Genomic DNA, 20,322 nt, shown 5'->3' on the forward strand with positions numbered 1-20,322 from the left:
CCAGCCTCAGGCGCTCACTGGCACACGGTCAATCAGGCGCTGTATCACTGTGTCGGCCGTTATGCCTTCAGCCTCGGCTTCAAAGGTCAGCAAAATCCGGTGCCGAAGCACGTCGAATGCCACCGCCCGAACATCATCCGGGGTTACGTAATCTCTGCCGTCTAGCCACGCAATGGCACGAGAACAGCGGTCGAGGGCAATCGTGCCCCGAGGGCTGGCGCCAAATGCCGTCCAGCGTGCCAGTTCCGGATCCAGTGTGCCCGGATCTCTTGTTGCCAGTACCAGAGCCAACAAATATTCCTCAACCGATTCGGCCATGAACACATCGGCTGCCTCAGACCGGGCTTCGAAAACCTGATCGGCGGTTAGGCGTATAACAGCGTCGGGCTGGCCTTGGCGGTAGTCGCGCCTGGCCAGATGCAAAATGGCCTGTTCGGCTTGTGCCGAGGGGTAGCCAATCACAACGTGCATCAGGAAGCGGTCTAGCTGGGCTTCGGGCAGAGGGTAAGTGCCTTCCTGCTCAATTGGGTTCTGGGTAGCCATCACCATGAACAGGCGATCAAGGGGGAAGGTCCGCATGCCCACGCTCACCTGGCGTTCGCCCATGGCCTCTAGCAAAGCAGACTGTACTTTGGCCGGAGCGCGGTTGATTTCATCCGCTAGCACAAGGTTGTGAAAAATCGGCCCGCGCTGGAATTCGAACAGCCCGGTTTCAGCCCGGTAGATCTCACTGCCGGTCACGTCTGAAGGCAGCAAATCTGGGGTGAACTGAATGCGGTGAAAATCACCTGTGAGGTGATCCGCCAAGGCTTTTATGGCTGTGGTCTTTGCCAGCCCAGGTGCACCTTCTACCAGAAGGTGCCCGTCGGCAAGCAATGCAATGAGAAGACGATCAACCAGTTTGGCCTGTCCGATAATCCTTTTTGCTAACTGTGAACGTAACTCACCGAACGTATGCTGTAACGACATTGGAAGTGATTGCTCTCGTGCGTAAGTAGTTGCCGCAGTTTTGGTGTCTAGGCGGCAAAAATCAAGGGTTTGACTATGCTTATCTCACGATATCCCGATTACGTTTATTTCACACTATCTGAGGTTGCCCATGAATGCGCTGACAGTGGCTAGCAAAGATCAGTTTTTTGAGCGTTTGGCTGAAGAGTTTTCAAAAAAAATTGCTAAAGCCGAAGCCGGTAAAATCAGCGAATTTGTAAAACAGCATTACGCCCACATTCCGTTAGAGGAGCTGCTCAGTCGGCGTTTTTCCGATACCTACGGCGCCGCATTGGCAGCTTGGCAATTTCTGCAAAATCGCAGCGCCGAAGAAACGCCTGTGTCGGTATTCAATCCCGAGCTGGAGAGTGATGGCTGGCAATCCACCCATACCGTTGTGTTTATCCTGCACCCAAACATTCCCTTCCTGATTGACTCGCTGCGTATAGCGGTTAACCAGCAAGAAATTGGCACCCACTCGATACAGCATTCCATTTTGAAGATGGAGCGCGATAAAACCGGGAAACTAAAAGAGCTGACGCCGCCCAAAAAAGGCCAACCGCCGTCTGACTATGAAGCGTTTATTGTTCTGGAAATAGACCGGCACAGCAATCCGGAAGACCTCAGAAAACTTGAGGAAACCTTGCAAACCGTATTGCACGAAGTGCGAATTGCTGTGGCTGATTTTCCGCGGGTCACCGACAAAGTAAACGATAGTATTGAAGAGCTGGATGCGACGACGGCGGGCATCAGCAGTGCGCAGAAAGACGAAGCAAAGGCGTTCCTCAAGTGGCTGGCGCGCGACCACTTTACCTTTCTTGGCTATGACGAATACGACTTCGTTAAAGACAAGTCGGGCATGACCGTTAACCGAGTAGCAAATTCCGAATTGGGCATATTGCGGGTAAACAACGAGCGTCCTGAACGCGTTCAGCTTAATAAACTCCCAAAGCGTACCCGCAATGAAATGACCTGCGCAGAAAATATTCTGATTTTTGCCAAGTCTGCACAGCGCTCAAGAGTTCACCGCCCAGCGTACCCAGATTATATTGCGGTTAAAAAATTCAATAAAAAAGGTGAGGTTGTTGGCGAGCGCCGTTTTCTTGGGCTGTATACCTCCCGCGCATACAATGAGCGGCCCGACGAGATTCCGCTGCTTAGGCGCAAGTGTGAAAATGTCATAAAGCGCTCCGGGTTTTTGCGCGAAGACTACGCTGGCAAAGAGTTGGAGCAAATTCTTACGCTATACCCCCGAGACGAGCTGTTCCAGATTGGGGAAGGCGAATTGCTGAAAGTGGCAAAGAATATCCTGTACATACAGGAACGTCGGCGCATTGAGTTGTTCATGCGCGAAGATGTTTACGGTCAGTTTGTTACCTGCTTGGCCTTTTTCCCGCGGGATATCTACAACACCGAACTTCGGCTGAAAGTTGAGCAGGTGCTTATGGATCGCCTGGAGGCCGAAGACATCGAGTTTGTTACACACTTCTCGGAGTCTGTGCTGGCTCGGGTTCAGTTCACCATTCGGGTACCCCAGGTAGAAAACCGCACACTGCCGATTGCCGCGATTCGTGAAACGGTCATTGAGATGGCTCAGTCTTGGCGCGATGGCCTTTCGGGCGCGCTAATCGAGGCTTGTGGTGAAGAGCAGGGGAATGAGCTTTACCGGTGCTGGGCGGGAGGTTTTCCGGCCAGTTACACAGACATGTTCTCGCCGCGCCGTGCTGCGATTGATCTTGAGCACATCTCCGCTGCGTCGACCGATAACGACCTGACCATGAGCTTTTATCGGGCGCTGGAGGAAGATGAAAGCACATTGCACTTCAAACTGTTCTACCCAGATCAGCCTCTGCCGTTGTCTGATGTTATGCCCATTTTCGACAATCTGGGCTTCCGGGTGTTGGGCGAACACCCGTTTGAGGTAACCGATCGCAACAATAAAACCGTTTGGATTCACGATTTCACGCTTCACGCCCACGGCGGAACGGTGGTCGATATCCATCGGATTCGGCCCATATTTGAAGAGCTGTTCCACCGGGTATGGTATGGCGAGGCGGAGAACGACGCGTTTAACCGCATGCTCATTACCTCATACATGAGCTGGCGAGAAATTGCGCTGTTGCGCACCTTTGCCCGATACATGCGCCAGATTCGCTTCTCCAACAGCCAAACCTTTATCTCCAACACGCTGGTGAACCATGTAGGGCTCACCCGGCTTTTGCTGGAGTATTTTGAAGTTCGCTTCAACCCAGATCGCTTTCAAAGCGAGGGCAAGTGCCAGGCAGCACAGCAGAAACTCGAAATTGAGTTCAATGCTGGGCTGGAAGAAGTGGCAAATCTTAGTGAAGACCGTGTTTTGCGGCTCTATCTGGAGCTGATGCAGGCCACGCTGCGCACAAACTACTATCAGCTCAATGAAGCGGGCGGGCCAAAACCATACATCAGTGTGAAATTCGATCCTTCCCGGATTCCAGACATGCCGCTACCCCTGCCGGTATACGAAATCTTCGTGTATTCGCCGCGCGTGGAAGGTGTTCACTTGCGTGGTGGCAAAGTTGCTCGTGGTGGCCTGCGCTGGTCTGATCGCTTTGAGGATTATCGAACTGAGGTTTTGGGTTTGGTAAAAGCCCAACAGGTGAAAAACGCGGTGATTGTGCCTGTGGGCGCCAAGGGCGGCTTTGTGGCCAAGCGCCTGCCAGATTCCTCCGATCGCGAGGCATTTCAGGCAGAAGGCATTGCCGCCTATAAAACGTTTATTCGCGGCCTGCTCGACATTACCGACAATCTGGTGGATTCAGGCATTCAGCCGCCAGAGCGTGTGGTTCGCCATGATTCAGACGATCACTACCTGGTTGTCGCTGCCGATAAAGGCACCGCCACATTCTCCGACATAGCCAATGGCTTGGCGGCGGAATACGGCTTCTGGATGGGCGATGCCTTCGCCTCTGGTGGCAGTAACGGCTACGACCACAAGAAAATGGGCATTACCGCTTCGGGTGCCTGGGTGTCTGTGGAGCGGCATTTCCGTGAAGTGGGTATTAACCCAGCCGAAGACGAATTTACCGCCATTGGCATTGGCGATATGGCCGGTGACGTATTCGGTAACGGCTTGCTTAGCTCCGAGAAAACCAAGCTGGTGGCCGCGTTTAACCACATACACATTTTTGTGGACCCGTCTCCCGATTCCGCTAAGAGCTACAAAGAACGTAAGCGGCTGTTTGAGAAACCGCGTTCGGCGTGGACAGACTATGACGAGAAGCTGATCTCCAAAGGCGGTGGCGTGTTTAACCGAAACGCCAAATCCATACCGATCAGCCCTGAAATGAAAAAGCTGCTTGGCATCAATTCGGATCGAATGCCGCCAAACATGCTGATCTCCCAGATCCTGAAAGCTCAGGTTGATTTGCTGTGGGTAGGTGGCATAGGCACATACGTGAAAGGCAGTGGCGAGTCTCACAGTGATGTGGGTGATAAAGCCAACGATGGCGTACGCATCAACGGCGGTGATTTGCGTTGTGCCATTGTGGGTGAGGGCGGCAACCTGGGCATGACTCAGCTTGGACGTATCGATTACGCCTTGAACGGCGGGCGGTTAAATACCGACTTTATTGATAACTCCGGCGGCGTTGACTGCTCAGACCACGAAGTGAACATGAAGATTCTGCTCAATCGCTGCGTTGCTATGGGGGATCTCACGGCCAAGAAGCGCAACATCATGCTGGAAGATATGACAGACGATGTGGCAGCGCTTGTGCTGAAAAACAATTATCGGCAAACCCAGGCCATCAGTATTGCCAACGAAGATGCAGCTGCGCGCCTTGAAGAATACCGCAGGCTGATGAACACCTTTGAAAGCGAAGGCAAGCTGAATCGGGCGCTGGAGTTTCTGCCGGATGATGAGGCGCTGACTGAGCGCAAGCTAAACAAACAAGGGCTCACCCGCCCGGAGCTGGCGGTTATGATTGCCTATGTGAAAGGCGATCTGAAGCAGACGCTGATAGACAGCAATTTGCCAGACGACCCGATACTTGCCCGGGAGATGTATAAAATATTTCCCCGGGATCTGACCCAGAACTTCTCAAAAGAACTGGGAGAGCACCAACTGCGACGGGAGATTATTGCCACGCAGATTGCCAATGACATGGTGAACCACATGGGTATTACCTTTGTGGAGCGGCTGAACCAGTCCACCGGTGCCGATGCGCCAACCATCGCTCTTGCCTGGCTGATCACCCGAGATGTGTTCCGGATAGACAGTTGGTGGGATAGGATCGAAGATCTGGATTTCCATGTTCCAGCGCAACTACAGATAGAGCTGATGGGCGATCTTATGCGCTTGATGCGCAGATCCGTGCAGTGGCTACTGCGTAACCGCCGGGCAGAACTGAGCATTGATGGGCACATGGAGCGCTTCGCCGACAGCGTCTGGGCTATGACTTCAGGGCTCCCGGATTATTTGGCGGGGCAGGCTCGCACCGATTGGGAGAAGCGCAATAAAGCACTGGAGAAAGTGGGGTTGCCCGCGGATCTGGCTTCTGTGATGGCCGGCACAGGGTATTTGTACTCTTCGCTTGGCATTATTGAAGCTCAGAAGGCGACAGGTATGCCGCTGAAAACAGTGGCCAATCTCTATTACGAACTGGGTGATCTTCTTGATCTCAACTGGTTCGGTGCCACGATCGCCAGCCTCAAGCCCGCATCACATTGGCAGGCACTGGCGCGGGAAAGCTTCCGCGAAGACTTGGGCTGGCAGCAGCGGGCGCTGACCACCGGGGTGCTTAACCACGCGGACAAGCCGAAAGATGTGCCGGCGTGCGTTGAAAGCTGGATGCAGCGGCATGACCATATGATCGATCGGTGGAAATCCATGCTGGTAGAGCTCAAAGGTGTAAGGGAGCCTGAATACGCCATGTTTTCTGTTGCCCTGCGTGAGCTGCTTGATTTGGCGCAAAGTACGTTGCACCAGCCAGAAGGTGATAGTCAGGCCAAACGCACATTATGACTTGATCCAGACCAACAGAGTATTGCGTTGAAGCCATGATTCCCGTTCAATTGTGGACGGGAATCACGAAATGGAGAGTGTACATGGGTCAACTGGACCACCTTCTTGAAAAAAACCAGGCTTGGGCTGATGGCATCAAGGCTGAAGATCCGGAGTTTTTTCATCGTTTGTCGAACCAGCAGGCGCCGGAATATTTGTGGATTGGCTGTGCTGACAGCCGAGTACCGGCCAATCAGATTGTTGACCTGCTACCGGGCGAGCTGTTTGTGCATAGAAACGTTGCTAACGTAGTGGTGCACACAGATTTCAACTGTCTGTCCGTACTGCAGTTTGCTATAGATGTGCTCAAGGTTAAGCATATTCTTGTGGTCGGTCATTACGGTTGTGGTGGCGTTAAGGCCGCTCTGCACAATGAAGGTGTTGGGCTGATCAGTAACTGGTTGAGGCATGTTCAGGATGTACGCGATCTCCACCAGAGTGTTCTCGATTCCAGTAGCAGTGATCAGGATAAGATCGATCGACTGTGTGAGCTGAACGTGATTGAACAAGTAGGGCATGTGTGCCAGAACACCATTGTTCAGGAAGCTTGGAAACGAGGCCAACGGCTGAACGTTCACGGTTTTGTATACGATGTGGCAGACGGATTACTTCGAGACATGGGGTTGTGGGTTTCCGGCGCTGACGACTGGGAGGAGATTAAGCAGAACAGTCTCGATGAGCTGATCTTGCGTCCGGTACGCTCTGGTCGTCAGAAAAAAGTCTAGCTCTCTATACGCAACACGGCCGTTTCCAATTCATGCAAAGTTCATCTAACTCTGATTTACCTGGCACAGGTTTACCCAACTCCCATCAGGCGCTGCTTAAAAACCAGCACCTGCTGTCTGGCCGATTGGCTCTGCTGGGTGTCGCATCCGCGCACATCTTGCCAGAGCTTCCAATTAGTGGCCTCGCCATGAGCGAGCACGCCGGTGTTTTTCGTGCCCTTGAGCGCCATGAAACCTGGCAAGCTTGTTTCGGCTATGAAGACGCCGGGCTGGTACAAGATAGCTACGACACCCTTGTGGTATTTTTGCCCAAAGCCCGTGCCGAGCTGGAAATGCGTCTGGCACTGGCACGCTCGCTTGCCACAGACAAGGCGCGGTTAATACTGGTTGGCGAAAAAAAGGAAGGCATCGCCGGCGCCATCAAACAGCTTAAAGCTGTTGCCCCGCAGGCTTTCAAGGTAGACAGTGCACGTCACTGCCAGGTTTGGTGTGCAGAAGACATCGAGTCGGCTCCCGGGTTTCGGGTTCGGGACTGGGTAACTTGGGGCACTGCTGAGAGTGCAGGCGTGTCTGTTGAGGTTGCCGGGTTGCCGGGAATTTTCAGCCACGATGGCTTGGATAGTGGCACGCGTATGTTGCTGGAGACGCTAGAGGAACAGCCAGTTCAGGCTGACCGGCTGCTGGATTTCGCCTGCGGTGCGGGCGTTATCGGTGCCTGGATTCAGGCTTGGCAGGTTGGGCGTGAAGAGGTTGTAGCCAGTGTCGACGGTGTGGATGTACAGTCGCAGGCCGTTATCTGTGCAAGGGAAACCTACCAACGTAGTCGCGCTGCTGGCACGATTTACGCCTCAGACGGTCTCGCGAGTATTGACGGCCTCTGGCCCGTCATTATCAGCAATCCGCCTTTTCACACAGGTGTAAAAACCGACACCTCCATGACCGAAAAATTCCTTCAGGACGTGAAGCGGCATTTAAAGCCAGGTGGCGAGCTGCGTTTGGTAGCGAACAGTTTTCTGCCTTACGAGTCTCTGATAAAACGCTACATCGGCCGTGTTGAGCGGCTACGTGAAGATCGGCGCTTTACGGTTTACCGTGCTTTTCGAGGGCAATAACGAAAAAAGCCCCTGGGGTGAGGGGCAAAAAGATTAAGGAAAGATTCCTTAATGTGAACAAAGCTAACGTTAGGGTTATTTTCTAGAGTAATCAGCCTAAAATGGCATCTTTTAAACGAACTTGCTTCTGGATGCCTGATATGACAACCGCTGTGTTGGACTTTCCCGGTGGTAGCCTGACTTTGAGTCGCCCTGGCACTGATGATCCGAGCCATCGCGCATGGAGCGCCGCCGACGAACTCCTCTTGCAGGAAGCTTTTAACCGCCTAGAAACTGGATCTGATTCCCGGATTCTGGTGGTTGATGATCAATACGGGGCATTGACCCTGGGATTGTCTCAATTTTCGCCGGATGTGGTGGCTGACAATGCTCAGCTAGGGGCCGCGTTGACGCTGAATGCGAGCCAAAATCCCAGTAGTTCGGTGCCACCACAGATACATAGCTGGTTGCAGCCTCCCGCCGGAACTTATGACCTGGTCGTGTTGAAAATCCCCCGGGAAACTGCCTATCTGGCCTGGCTGTTGCGTTGGGCCAATAGTGTGCTCAAACCTGGCGGGGCTATGCTGGCTGCTGGAATGATCAAGCACCTGCCCGATCGCAGTGTGGACGTGTTTGCGGGCGCGGTGGAGGTTCAGAACGTGAGCCGCGCGACAAAAAAAGCCCGTGTGATCACCTGCGGTCGCGGCCAGGCCACACTGGACAACTGGCCCGGCACTTGGAAGGGTTATCAGCTGGAGAATAGCAGTGTGGGCGTTGACGCCATGCCCGCAGTATTCGCTCGGGAAAAACTGGATATTGGCACACGGCTGATGTTGCCTCACCTTACCTCGGTGCTGAAGCTATGCGCACCCGGCGCGCGGGTTCTGGACCTTGCTTGCGGCAATGGCGTTCTCGGCCTGAGTGCATTGGCTCAGCGATTAGATATCGAGCTAACTTTCAGTGATGTGTCCAGCCAAGCCGTTTTGAGTGCCCGTCATAATACAGAGGCCGCATTTCCAGATGCGAAGGCTTTGTTTGTGCATTCAGATGGCGTGGCCGGTGACAACGAGCCATTTGAGCAAATTCTTTTAAATCCACCGTTTCACGAAGGTGGTGTAGTGGGGGATTATATCGCTCTGAGGCTTTTTGAGCAGGCGTCCCAGAACCTGTCAGGGGCGGGCCGCCTGCTTCTGGTGGGGAACCGGCATCTTGGTTATCACAAGAGCTTGCGACGCTTTTTTCCACAAGTTCGTCAACTAGATGCAAACCCTAAATTTGTTGTCTTCGAAGCTTGGCTCGGGTGATTGCTGTGTCATCTTAAAGCGATGGAGCGGGGCCGTCGTTGCTGCTGTAACCCAAGCGCGCCAGCGTATCCACAATCGTTTGTGTTTGGCTGTCGATCTCGATGTTCACCGACACACCCTCTTTTATTGCGCCAAAAGTTGTGGCCCGTAGAGTTTCGGGAATAAGGTGAACATTGAATCGATTGCCTGCGACCTCACCAATGGTCAGGCTGGCGCCGTTGATCGCAATATAACCTTTCGGAAAAATGTAGCCGGCCCATTGGTTCGGAACTTCAAACCAAAGGGTCACGTTGTTTTCCGGCCGCAGAATCTCAACCACACTCGCGGTTGCGTGAATGTGCCCCGACAGCAAATGGCCGCCGATTTCATCGCCAATACGCGCTGCCCGTTCAAAGTTGACAGTATGCCCCGGCTCCAGGCTGCCAAGTGTTGTTAGCTTCAGGGTTTCGTGCATGGCGTCAAAGAACAGGGTGTTACCCGCTTGACGGGTAACAGTCAGGCAGGTGCCATTAATGGCCACAGACGCCCCAATACTGACGCCCTCTGCGTTGTTGTCCGGCAGGCTGATTGCGAAGGTGCTCAGCCCGGTTGCAGCAATAACCTCTTCAACAACAGCAATGCCTTGGACAATACCTGTAAACATAATCAAACCTCTTTAGAGAGCGGAGTGCGGCACAAAGCAGAAAGCATAACGAGCCAGGTTGCAGTTGCCAAGCTTGGGTGCTGGCAAGTAAGTTTGAAAGGCTCGGCTCAAGGTTTAGAACGCGCTGTCGATACTCAGGTAGGAGTATTTTGAGTGACATAGGCTCTTTAACGCATTGGATGGATCGTCATGGCTCAGAACCAAACTGCCGCGCAGGCATTAGCAGGAACAACCCAGGGCCCGGTGTTGCGGCCAGGGCGTGCAGCCGACCCGATCCCGGTGCCCGTTAAGGGCGCGGAGGATGCGGGGCAAGATGGCCAGGAAAATGCGAATAGTGATGCAGGTGAAGCCCAGTTAGAACACAGCGGGCAGCCAGAGAACGACGAAAACACCGAGAGTCTTGAAGAGGCAGGCCAAGTGCAGGCGGAATCTCGTCAGCGGAAGCTTAGGCTGATGTTGCGCCAGTGCGATCGGGTGCTGTTGATGGATTTTGATCTGTTGGCAATGACCGACTGGCCGGATAATTTCAGTGTTGCGGCGGCGCGTCGCAGCCGGGATTTGTGGTTGTTCAGTGCGTTAGTGGCTGCAACCGTGTTTCTCAGCGGCTTGACAGGTTTTGTGCCCGCCTGGATTGCCGGAGGTGGATTTGGCGCTTTTGTGATTATTTTGTTGCTTGGCATCCCCGTTGTTCGCGGCATCTATACTTCAGTACCCTCTTATCTGGACTTGATAATCAAGCGTCAACGAATGATGCGAGACGCGCGAAAGCACGCTGAGCACCTTGAGGGAAGCGATGGATTGATTTGGCAGTGCGCTCGCATGGGCGACTTTAATCCCGCGTTGAAAAACACTCGGTTCAGCAGTCTTTTAAGTTTGTCGGAACAGAGAACCCTGTCTCAAACCCTATCCCGGCGCGAGCACATAAGGCTTTATCTGATTTATCTTCTTGAGGCAGAAAAAGCTTATGGTCGGGTTCAAACGGCTTTTTTTGAAGGCAATCAGAATGCCATTGATCATGGTTGGCAGTCAGTAGCAGCGGAGCCAGAGGACAGAACTTGACATAGATGTTCGTCAAACGTATGTTTCAAACAGACGTTTGCTAGAGGCACCGAAAACAACATGGCCCAGTCTGATACTGTTGACCGAATATTAGATGCCGCAGAAGAACTGTTCGCCGACCGGGGCTTTTCAGAAACTTCACTGCGCATGATCACCAGCAAGGCCCGAGTAAACCTGGCGGCTGTCAATTATCACTTTGGCTCCAAAAATGCGCTGATTCAAGCTGTCTTTGGTCGTTTTCTGACACCGTTTTCATCAACTCTCGGAACTGCATTTGATGAGCTTGAGGCCCGTTGCGAAGGGACACCACCTACCCTGAATCAAACGCTTTGGGCGCTTACAGAAAGCGCTGTTCGAATGCCGCAGCGAAATGAGCGAGGTATTTCGATTTTTATGCGCCTTCTGGGGCTGGCGTATACCCAGTCGCAAGGGCATTTGCGTAAGTTTCTTGAGCAGGAATACAGCGACCCTTTCGGCCGCTTTATGAGCCTGTTAAAAGGGGCGACACCGCAGCTTTCAGCTGTAGATCGTTATTGGCGTATTCAGTTTATGCTGGGCGCGACTGCGTTCACCATGTCTAGCAGCGATGCACTGCAGGACATTCTGCGTAACAAGCTGGGCGTGGAAACCACCGTTCAGGAAATCGCCGCACGCCTTGTGCCGTTCCTGGCCGCTGGCATGCAAGCCCAAGATGCCTTGCTGATTCCCCCCCGCTGACAGCAAGATCCCGGTTGCCTGAACTGCACCCTCTCGGTTAGGCTTCCTCCTGAACTCTTGGGGGAGCCCAAACCGTTTTGAGCCATCGTAACCGCACTGTCTATTCAATTGATATCAGCCTGGATGCACAGCTTCTAGCTCTGCTCGATGAGAGCGGTGGTGTGGTTGCAAGCTATCCTGTTTCCACCGCGCTCAACGGTGTAGGTGAACAAAACGGCAGCGGCTGTACCCCAGTGGGCGAACACTACGTTCGCGCCATGATAGGTGCCAAGCTTCCTGCGAATACAGTTTTTCGTGCCCGCCGTCCCACGGGTGAGATCTATAGCCCCGAATTGGCTGCCAGATACCCTGATCGAGACTGGATTCTTAGCCGCATTCTTTGGCTTTGCGGTCTGGAGCCGGGGAGAAATCGTGGTGCCAGCGTTGATACCTTCCGCCGGTTTATATACATACATGGTACGCCCGAGACGGTGCCCATGGGGCAAGCGTTATCCCATGGCTGTGTTCGTATGCGCAATGACGATGTTATTGAGCTGTTCGACTGTGCCCGGCCGGGTATGCCGGTTACCATCCGCTGAAACCTAATTGATAAGACTGATTAAAGGAATCCCATGATCGGAGAAATGATGTCCACCTTAAATGGCTGGATCGCAAATTTTGGCGTGTTATCTGAGGCTTGGCGCGTGGGTATCGTGGTGTTTGCGCTGGTATTCGGAACCGCCACCGTTGCGTACATTGCCAGTCATGTGATTGGCGCTCTGGAACGAAAGTTCGCCAAAACCGATAACGTTTGGGATGACTCTGCGCTTCATGCGGCTCGTACGCCTGTGGTGGCGTTTGTCTGGCTGCAGGGTGTGTACTGGGCTGCCGAAGTTGCCCACCACTATTCCAATGCAGCGATTTTCGAGGCCAATGGAACCCTGTTGCAGATTGGCTTCATTTTTATTGTCGTCTGGGCGTTGATGAGAATAATCAAGGAGATTGAGAGTATTCTTGTTTCTCCCGTAAAAATGAAAAAGCCCATGGACTACACCAGCGTTAATGCGGTGAGTAAGGTTTCCCGGGCAGTGGTGATTGTTACAGCTGTTTTGATCAGCATGCAGTCGTTGGGCTACAGCATTTCGGGGGTGATGGCATTCGGTGGCGTTGGTGGCATTGCAGTGGGTTTTGCCGCCAAAGATCTGCTAGCCAACTTTTTCGGCGGCTTTATTATCCACATGGACAGGCCGTTCAAGGTCGGTGACTGGATTCGCTCACCAGATCGCAGTATTGAAGGCACTGTGGAGCAAATCGGCTGGCGCCTGACCACTATTCGAACATTTGATAAGCGCCCCTTATATGTCCCTAATGCGGCGTTTACAACCATTGCGGTAGAGAACCCCTCACGGATGACCAACCGGCGAATTTCCGAAACCATTGGTATCCGCTATGCGGACGTCAGCCAAGTGTCGAAAGTTGTTGCAGATATTCGCTCGATGCTTGAGAACCACGAGGACATTGCCAGCGATCAAACGTTGATTGTTAATTTTTTGGCGTTTAGCCCTTCATCGCTCGATATCATGGTTTATGCGTTCACCAAAACAACCCAGTGGGTGCGTTATCACGAAGTGAAACAGGATGTTCTGCTGAAGATCAGCGATGTTATTACGGGGCATGGTGGCCAAGTGGCGCTGCCTACGCAAACATTGCACCTTACTGAAGATACCCGACTTCCCGAGAGCGAGAACATACAGTTCACTGAACGGGGTAGGGAAGAGGATCAAGAGCAAGATGAGGATCAGGGCCGAGAGCCGCAGCGGGCTTCCCGTCGCGGCAATGGCATACACCAGCGCAGTCGCCGCCACGACACGCAAAAAGGTGACGTAGGTGAACAATCCCTGGGTGGCGGAGCAGATGGCGAGGGAGACGGAGAGTGACTTCTGACGCAAACCGGGCTGTTGGTATTATTGGTGGCACCGGCCTGACCACGCTGTCAGGCTTGGATATCACCGAAACACGATCGGTAGAAACGTCTTGGGGTCCCCCCTCATCGGAACTGATCGAAGGGTGTCTGGATGGCCAGCCTGTTGTGTTTCTTTCCCGGCACGGCAACCCCCACAACATTCCGCCCCATGAAGTGAACTACAAAGCGAATCTGAAGGCGCTTTATGATGCGGGCGTGCGCACGGTGATTGGGGTGAACGCGGTGGGTGGAATCCATCCAGATATGTCTCCTGCGTGCGTGGTTATTCCTGATCAAATTATTGATTACACATGGGGAAGGGCCAGTACCTTCTTTGAGGGTGAGTTAGACGCCGTTACTCACATTGATTTCACCTGGCCGTACGATAGCGCAGCCCGGGAAATTCTGTTGCAAACTGCTCAAGACCGGAATGTCGCACATGCAGGGTTTGGTGTTTATGGCGCAACTCAGGGGCCTAGGCTGGAAACTGCAGCCGAAATACGGCGTATGGAGCGCGACGGATGTGATTTGGTGGGAATGACCGGTATGCCGGAAGCCGCTTTGGCGGCTGAGCTGGGTATGCGGTATGTTTGCCTGGGATTGGTGGTAAACTGGGCCGCCGGGAAGTCCGACCACATTATCACCATGGATGAGATAGAAGCGGCCATCGAGCAAGGAATGTCTGGCGTGAAACAGATTCTCGAAGCTTCGATGGCCGATCTTGGTGCGCTTACGGCTTTGGCTCAATCTTCCTGAAAAACACGAGAACCCCGATAGTGGGGGAGTCCAGGAAATGGATTTCCTCGCTCCGCATTCTGCGGGTCTCTCGGATCCAGGTCAGCAGCTCCAATGGTACCTCAGGCTGAAGGTTTAGCTCAGCGCCTGTTGTAGAGGGGGTGCTTGGTGCCTCGACCGAGTCACTGTTAGTTATAGCAGCGTCGCCTTCGGTTATAGGTGCGGCTGCAACCTTACTTTCCTGCCAATGGTTTAGGTGTACGGCGACATGCAGGTAGCGCTGTCTGTCGATTGTGATATTGCCTTCAATTTCTCTCTGGCCTGCTTGCGCCAGCCAATCCCCTAGCTCAATACGCAGCGGCTCACCTTTGTAGTTGGGCGGGAAGGCTTCGTACCAACCTGCAGACATAAGCACTCGGTAGTTGCCGCTGTTTTCAAGCCGGTTGGCTGCGTTTCCAAGGTGTAGCTGGTTACGGTTTACGAGTTTTAGGGATGAGTTCACAGAACCACTCTGAGCGACACTGTAAAGAGCTTTGCCTGTGGTTACAGGGGGTTCAACCTTTCGGTTAACCATGCGCTCGTTCACTGCGCTTGAGTCAACAATGCGCTCCAGAATGACGAATTCGGCCCGGTAAAGGTCGTTTGATGCCTGCTGCGCATGGCTCACCATTGAGGTGGCTGCCAGAAGGGCGGTCAGTAGTGTGTGTGCCAATAGCCGGCACAGGCGATTACCATCATTCTGCAAGAGATTGCTCCAGTTTTATTTAAGCCCTTACTTTTCAGGCGATAGTCAGGCAGAGACGGCGCCCTGCGCGGGCACGAGTTCGCCCAGCATTCCACAAATGCCGTTGAGTTTACCATTGGTTGAGGTGTCCTTCAGCCGAAAACGGAAGCTGTTGGCGCCCTCAAGCCGATAAGTGTCCGGTGCGGATTGCATTTTTTTAACCAGTACCAGTGGATCCACGGGTGTTGAATTACCAAATTCAAGGCGGCCCCACTCCTTGCCAGCGTCTACTTTTACGATGCCCAGGGCTTCTGCCTGCAACCGGAGTTCGGTTTGTTGTATAAGGTTTTTGGCTGGTTCTGGTAATAATCCAAAGCGATCAATCATCTCAACCTGAAGCTCTTTTAATGCATTACGGTCGCTCACACTGGCAATTCGCTTGTAGAGCATTAAGCGGTTATGAACATCTGGTAGATAGTCTTCCGGAATGAGCGCTGGTATGCGCAGGTTCATTTCCGTGCCGTGGCTCAGGGGCAGTTCTGCATTGGGTGTACGGCCATCGCGAATGGCTTTTACCGCTTCATCTAACAGCTGCATGTACAAAGTGAAGCCAATGCTCTCGATTTGGCCGCTCTGCTCATCGCCCAGCAGTTCACCAGCGCCACGAATTTCTAAATCGTGGGTTGCGAGCATAAAGCCAGCACCTAAGTCTTGGGCCTCGGCAATGGCTTCTAGGCGCTTTTTGGCGTCTGAGGAAATAGCTTTTGGTGGCGGTGTTAGCAGGTAGGCATAAGCCTGGTGGTGTGAACGACCAACCCGGCCACGGAGTTGGTGTAGCTGGGCCAGTCCGAACTTATCCGCCCGCTCGATAATAATAGTGTTGGCGCTGGGAATATCGATACCTGTTTCGATAATGGTAGTACACACCAACACGTTGAAGCGTTTGTGGTAGAAATCCGACATAATCTGTTCAAGTTGCCGCTCCCGCATTTGGCCGTGGGCTACGCCCACTCGGGCTTCCGGAACAAGTTCCCGTAAATCACTAGCGGTTTTTTCAATGCTCGCCACGTCGTTGTGTAGTACGTATACCTGGCCGCCCCGCAAAACCTCACGCAGAATGGCTTCTTTAACCATCGGATTATCCCGCTGGCGCACAAAGGTTTTTACGGAAAGCCGCCGGGCGGGTGGCGTGGCTATGATGGACAGGTCTCTGAGATGCCCCATGGCCATGTTGAGGGTTCTGGGAATGGGCGTTGCTGTGAGGTTCAGCATGTCTACTTCAGCCCGCAGAGCTTTCAGTTTTTCCTTTTGCCCCACGCCGAATCGGTGCTCTTCATCGATAATCACCAATCCCAGGTTTTTAAACTTAATATCGCCCTGCAGGAGCTTGTGGGTGCCGATAACAATATCAGCCTTGCCGTTCTCAGTGGCTTCCATGGCTTTGTTGGTTTGGGCTGTACTGCGAAAACGGCTTAGTAGCTCGATATTAACCGGTGTATCTGAGAAGCGATCCCGGAAGGATTCGTAATGTTGCTGTGCCAGCAGAGTTGTAGGTACCAGCACTGCCACCTGTTTTCCAGACCAAGTGGCGAGGAATGCGGCGCGCATCGCCACTTCGGTTTTGCCAAAGCCAACATCGCCACACACTAGCCTGTCCATAGGCTTTTCGTTGGTCATGTCCTCGAACACAGCTTCGATCGCAATTTGCTGATCAGGTGTTTCCTCAAATGGGAACCCGGAGGCGAACGCTCGATAAGCTTCTTTGGGGTCTTCAAACGCGAAACCTTTACGTGCCTCCCGGCGAGCATACACGTCCAGAAGCTCCGCTGCGGTATCGCGGATCTTTTCCAAAGCTTTTTGCTTGGCGGTGCTCCAGCGCTCGGTGCCCAGCTTGTGCAGTGGGGCGTGCTCTGTGTCTGCGCCGGCATAGCGGGAAATCAGGTGCAGGCTAGATACCGGTACATACAGCTTTGAGCCGCCGGCATATTCGAGCATCAGAAACTCACTGGCTTCTCCTTCGACCGTTATGGTTTCCAGGCCCAAGTAGCGGCCAACGCCGTGATCTATGTGTACAACTGGGGAGCCGTTTCGTAGCTCAGACAGGTCGCGATAACCGTCGTCATTAACTTCGGTAGGCTTGTCACGCCGACGGCGTTGCAAGACACGTTCGCCGAATAGAGCCGTTTCGGTGATCAGGGCCACGTTGTGCTCGGGCAGTACCAGTCCTTGTTCCATGGGCGCGATGGTGATGCCCAGTGCGCTGTTTTTATCGGCCAGGAAACTCTGCCAGGTTTCGAAGCTTTGCAGTCGCAGTTGGTGTTCGCCTAAATTTTCAATTAGGGCTTCTCGGCGGCCGGAAGACTCCGCGCAAATCAACACTCGCCCTGAAAAATCCTTAACAAAGCGTTTCAGGCGACCAGCAGGGTCGGCTGCCCGTGCGTTCATGGCAATATCGGCCAGGGCTTGGCTATGACAGTTAACGGCACCACTCCCTTCAGCAGGTTCAGGTGTCATGGTCACCCGAGGGAACGCTTTGAGATGGCCGAACAGCTCATCCTGCTGCAGAAACAGGCTGGCAGGCGGAAGTATGGGCCGGTGGAGGTCGTGGCGCCGGTCTTCGTAACGATTCCGGGTGTCTGCGTCGAAGTGGCTGATCGCTTCGTTCAAACCCTCGGCGGTAAAAACGTGGGTGGTGCCAGGCAGGTAGTCGAAGAGGGTTGCCGTCTCTTCATAAAACATTGGCAAATAATATTCGATGCCTGGTGGTGTAATGCCGTGGCTAACATCTTGGTAGATGGGCGCGTCTTTGTTTGCGTTTGGAAACTGTTCGAACCAGCGGTTGCGGAAACCTGAGCGGGCTTCTTTGTGCCATGGGAATTCATAGGCGGGGAGAAGTTCTATGCTTTCAATTCGGTCGATGGAGCGTTGGGTTTCCGGGTCGAACGTGCGAAGGGTTTCTACCTCATTATCAAACAGGTCAATTCGATAGGGTAGGTTTGACCCCATGGGGAATATGTCGAGTATCGAGCCTCGAACCGCGTATTCACCATGCTCGTATACGTTTTCCGCGTGTCTGTAGCCGGCGGTTGTCAGTTGCAGGCGCCAGTTGTCCATATCTAAGGATTGGCCGGTTTCCAATAGCAAGGTGTTGCCCTGAAGATAACTAACTGGAGGCAGCCGGTGCATTAGCGTGCGAGCCGGCACCACAATTACGCCATGCTGAATACTGGGCAGCCGATGCAAAGTGCGAATTCGCCGCGACGTAATATCCTGGTGCGGAGAAAACAGATCGTAGGGTAGGGTTTCCCAGTCTGGCAGTGACAATAGCTCTAGGCCGCATTCTGTCACGGTGGCTCCATCTTCCTCCGCCGGCAATCCCAGGAAGAACCGCATGGATTGCTCCAAACGGATGGCTTCAGCCGTACTGCGGGTAATCACCAGGGTGAGTCCCTTGTGCGCCCGGGCGCTTTCACAAATGGCCAGGGCGTCACTGCTGCCGTGTAGCTGCCCCCAGGTGCGATGATCGGCCGATTTCTCAGGAAATGCCGGCGCAATCATTGTTTGCAGAGACGCGGAAGTGGGGGCACCTTGATTCATGGGCAGACGTGTTCTCCTGCTGTGGGTGTTGGGAAGCCAATAAGGCGGTCATTCTAACGCCGGCAGATGACGGTGTCATGGCGGTAAACATACGATGTCCGTGCCAGTTCGTATTTGCCGTTAGCGGGTTTAAGTTGGATAATGCCCGACCTAAATTATTCCACGTGCGAAACAGGGGTCCCTACCGTGAGCCACGAACAGATGAACCAGTGTCTTTCTAACTGGATGGACAGAGAATCCACGGCGGAGGCAATGATTCCGCTGATTGGCCGTCTTTACCGGAAAAACAACATTGTTACGTCCGTATACGGTCGCGCCATCATCAATCAGTCGGTTATCGATATCATCCGTGCCCATAGGTTTGTGCGCCAGGTTGAAGACAGTGAGCTGTCCGTACACGACACCCTGCCCATCCTGCAGGCCATGGACACCATGGAGCTCGGGCGTGCGCACGTCGATATCGGTAAGCTGGCGGTAAAATTTAAGGATCAGGGTGGCGATCTGGCCGAATTCCTGAAAAAAGAAATCGGCCCGGTGGTTGGTCAGTATCATTCACAGTCTGAGGAAGACGCCAGTAACGGCACCAAAGATGTGGTGCTTTATGGCTTTGGCCGCATTGGCCGCCTGCTTGCCCGCATTCTGATTGAAAAGGCCGGTGGTGGTAATAATCTTCGCCTGCGAGCCATTGTGGTGCGCCAGGGTGGTGCAGAGAACGATTTGGAAAAACGTGCCAGCCTGCTGCGCCGCGATTCCGTGCATGGCCCCTTTGATGGCACCATTCGTGTAGATGAGAAAGAATCTGCGCTGATTGCCAACGGTAACTTCATCAAGGTTATCTATTCATCCGGCCCAGACCAAGTGGATTACACCCAGTACGGTATCAATAACGCCATTGTGATCGATAATACCGGCATTTGGCGTGACGAAGACGGCTTGGGTCTGCACCTGAAATCCAAAGGCGTTAGCCGAGTTATGCTAACGGCGCCGGGCAAGGGCGATATCAAGAATATCGTTTACGGTATTAACAACGACTGGATTACCGACGAAGATAAAATTCTGTCTGCGGCCTCTTGTACCACCAACGCCATCACGCCGGTTCTGAAAGCGATATACGACGAGTACGGCATTGAAGACGGTCACGTTGAAACCGTGCACTCCTATACTAACGATCAAAATCTGATCGATAACTACCACAAGGGTAGTCGTCGTGGCCGCAGTGCTCCGCTAAACATGGTAATTACCGAGACAGGCGCGGCAAAAGCCGTGTCTAAAGCTCTGCCAGAACTGACGGGTAAGCTGACTGGTAACGCTATTCGGGTGCCAACGCCGAACGTTTCTATGGCAATCCTGAACCTCAATCTGAAGAAAGAGGTGGATGTTGAAGGTGTAAATAACTATCTGCGTGAGATGGCTTTGCATTCTGAGTTGCAGAAGCAGATCGATTTTGTGAGGTCTCCCGAGGTTGTATCTACAGACTTTGTAGGTTCACGCCATGCCGGCATTGTTGATGCTCAAGCAACAATCGCTGGTGGTAAGCGCTTGATTTTGTACGTGTGGTACGACAATGAATATGGCTACAGTGCTCAGGTCGTTCGCGTTGTAAGTCAGATGGCGGGTATTACTTACCCGATCTTCCCGAAGCGCATGCGCGACTGAGGGAAGTGCGCCAGAGTTGGCGCTGTTAGTTCCACAAACCCGGCGCCGAAAGTCGCCGGGTTTTTTTGTTAACGATGGCAGGTCATCATCGGATTACGATC

General features: G+C 53.3%; 14 protein-coding genes. 10 read left to right on the top strand and 4 right to left on the bottom strand.

The genetic code is table 11. From position 1 onward, the window contains the following. Nucleotides 1-6 precede the first annotated feature (6 nt). The gene (locus ACTH3S_RS02095; RefSeq protein WP_441807365.1) at nt 7-969 is read right to left on the bottom strand and encodes an AAA family ATPase; all 963 of its coding nucleotides are present in this window, start codon (nt 967-969) and stop codon (nt 7-9) included. 130 nt (nt 970-1,099) lie between these two features. Here ACTH3S_RS02095 and ACTH3S_RS02100 point away from each other — a divergent pair, with 130 nt between their 5' ends. The 4 genes from ACTH3S_RS02100 to ACTH3S_RS02115 all read left to right on the top strand — a co-directional run bounded on the left by ACTH3S_RS02100 (nt 1,100) and on the right by ACTH3S_RS02115 (nt 9,148). Next, nucleotides 1,100-5,989 (top strand): NAD-glutamate dehydrogenase, encoded by a 4,890-nt coding sequence (locus ACTH3S_RS02100; RefSeq protein ID WP_441807366.1) that lies wholly within the window; start codon nt 1,100-1,102, stop codon nt 5,987-5,989. An 83-nt stretch (nt 5,990-6,072) separates the two neighbouring features. Next, nucleotides 6,073-6,753, top strand: a complete 681-nt coding sequence (can, locus tag ACTH3S_RS02105; RefSeq protein ID WP_441807367.1) for a carbonate dehydratase — start codon at nt 6,073-6,075, stop codon at nt 6,751-6,753. A 32-nt stretch (nt 6,754-6,785) separates the two neighbouring features. Then, on the top strand, nt 6,786-7,865 hold the full coding sequence (locus ACTH3S_RS02110) for a methyltransferase (RefSeq protein WP_441807368.1): 1,080 nt from the start codon (nt 6,786-6,788) through the stop codon (nt 7,863-7,865). A 140-nt stretch (nt 7,866-8,005) separates the two neighbouring features. After that, nucleotides 8,006-9,148: a class I SAM-dependent methyltransferase gene (locus tag ACTH3S_RS02115; protein WP_441807369.1), complete on the top strand. Its 1,143-nt coding sequence runs from the start codon at nt 8,006-8,008 to the stop codon at nt 9,146-9,148. A 13-nt stretch (nt 9,149-9,161) separates the two neighbouring features. Here the strand turns inward: ACTH3S_RS02115 and ACTH3S_RS02120 are convergent, their stop codons facing one another. Then, on the bottom strand, nt 9,162-9,791 hold the full coding sequence (locus tag ACTH3S_RS02120) for a riboflavin synthase subunit alpha (RefSeq protein WP_441807370.1): 630 nt from the start codon (nt 9,789-9,791) through the stop codon (nt 9,162-9,164). A gap of 189 nt (nt 9,792-9,980) precedes the next feature. Between ACTH3S_RS02120 and ACTH3S_RS02125 the strand changes: the two genes are divergently transcribed. The 5 genes from ACTH3S_RS02125 (at nt 9,981) to ACTH3S_RS02145 (ending at nt 14,265) form a co-directional block, all read left to right on the top strand. After that, nucleotides 9,981-10,850 (top strand): hypothetical protein, encoded by an 870-nt coding sequence (locus tag ACTH3S_RS02125; protein ID WP_441807371.1) that lies wholly within the window; start codon nt 9,981-9,983, stop codon nt 10,848-10,850. 60 nt (nt 10,851-10,910) lie between these two features. After that, nucleotides 10,911-11,567: a TetR/AcrR family transcriptional regulator gene (locus tag ACTH3S_RS02130; RefSeq protein ID WP_441807372.1), complete on the top strand. Its 657-nt coding sequence runs from the start codon at nt 10,911-10,913 to the stop codon at nt 11,565-11,567. Between the two features lie 77 nt (nt 11,568-11,644). Continuing rightward, nucleotides 11,645-12,145, top strand: coding sequence for a L,D-transpeptidase family protein (locus tag ACTH3S_RS02135; RefSeq protein WP_441807373.1), 501 nt, complete (start codon nt 11,645-11,647; stop codon nt 12,143-12,145). A gap of 33 nt (nt 12,146-12,178) precedes the next feature. After that, entirely contained in the window at nt 12,179-13,483 is a 1,305-nt protein-coding gene (locus ACTH3S_RS02140; protein WP_441807374.1) for a mechanosensitive ion channel family protein, read from the top strand. Then, a complete protein-coding gene (locus tag ACTH3S_RS02145) occupies nt 13,480-14,265 on the top strand; it encodes an S-methyl-5'-thioinosine phosphorylase (protein ID WP_441807375.1) in 786 nt (261 codons plus the stop codon). Before ACTH3S_RS02140 ends, ACTH3S_RS02145 begins: the two co-directional genes overlap by 4 nt. Here the strand turns inward: ACTH3S_RS02145 and ACTH3S_RS02150 are convergent. Continuing rightward, on the bottom strand, nt 14,240-14,989 hold the full coding sequence (locus ACTH3S_RS02150) for a CsiV family protein (protein WP_441807376.1): 750 nt from the start codon (nt 14,987-14,989) through the stop codon (nt 14,240-14,242). The two genes, ACTH3S_RS02145 and ACTH3S_RS02150, sit on opposite strands and share 26 nt — an antisense overlap. A 45-nt stretch (nt 14,990-15,034) precedes the next feature. Further along, nucleotides 15,035-18,565, bottom strand: a complete 3,531-nt coding sequence (gene mfd, locus ACTH3S_RS02155; protein ID WP_441807377.1) for a transcription-repair coupling factor — start codon at nt 18,563-18,565, stop codon at nt 15,035-15,037. Between the two features lie 141 nt (nt 18,566-18,706). Between mfd and ACTH3S_RS02160 the strand changes: the two genes are divergently transcribed. Beyond that, a complete protein-coding gene (locus ACTH3S_RS02160) occupies nt 18,707-20,221 on the top strand; it encodes a glyceraldehyde-3-phosphate dehydrogenase (RefSeq protein WP_441807378.1) in 1,515 nt (504 codons plus the stop codon). The last annotated feature ends 101 nt before the right edge of the window (nt 20,222-20,322 follow it).

Source organism: Marinobacter sp. (assembly GCF_052094685.1).
Lineage (GTDB): Bacteria > Pseudomonadota > Gammaproteobacteria > Pseudomonadales > Oleiphilaceae > Marinobacter.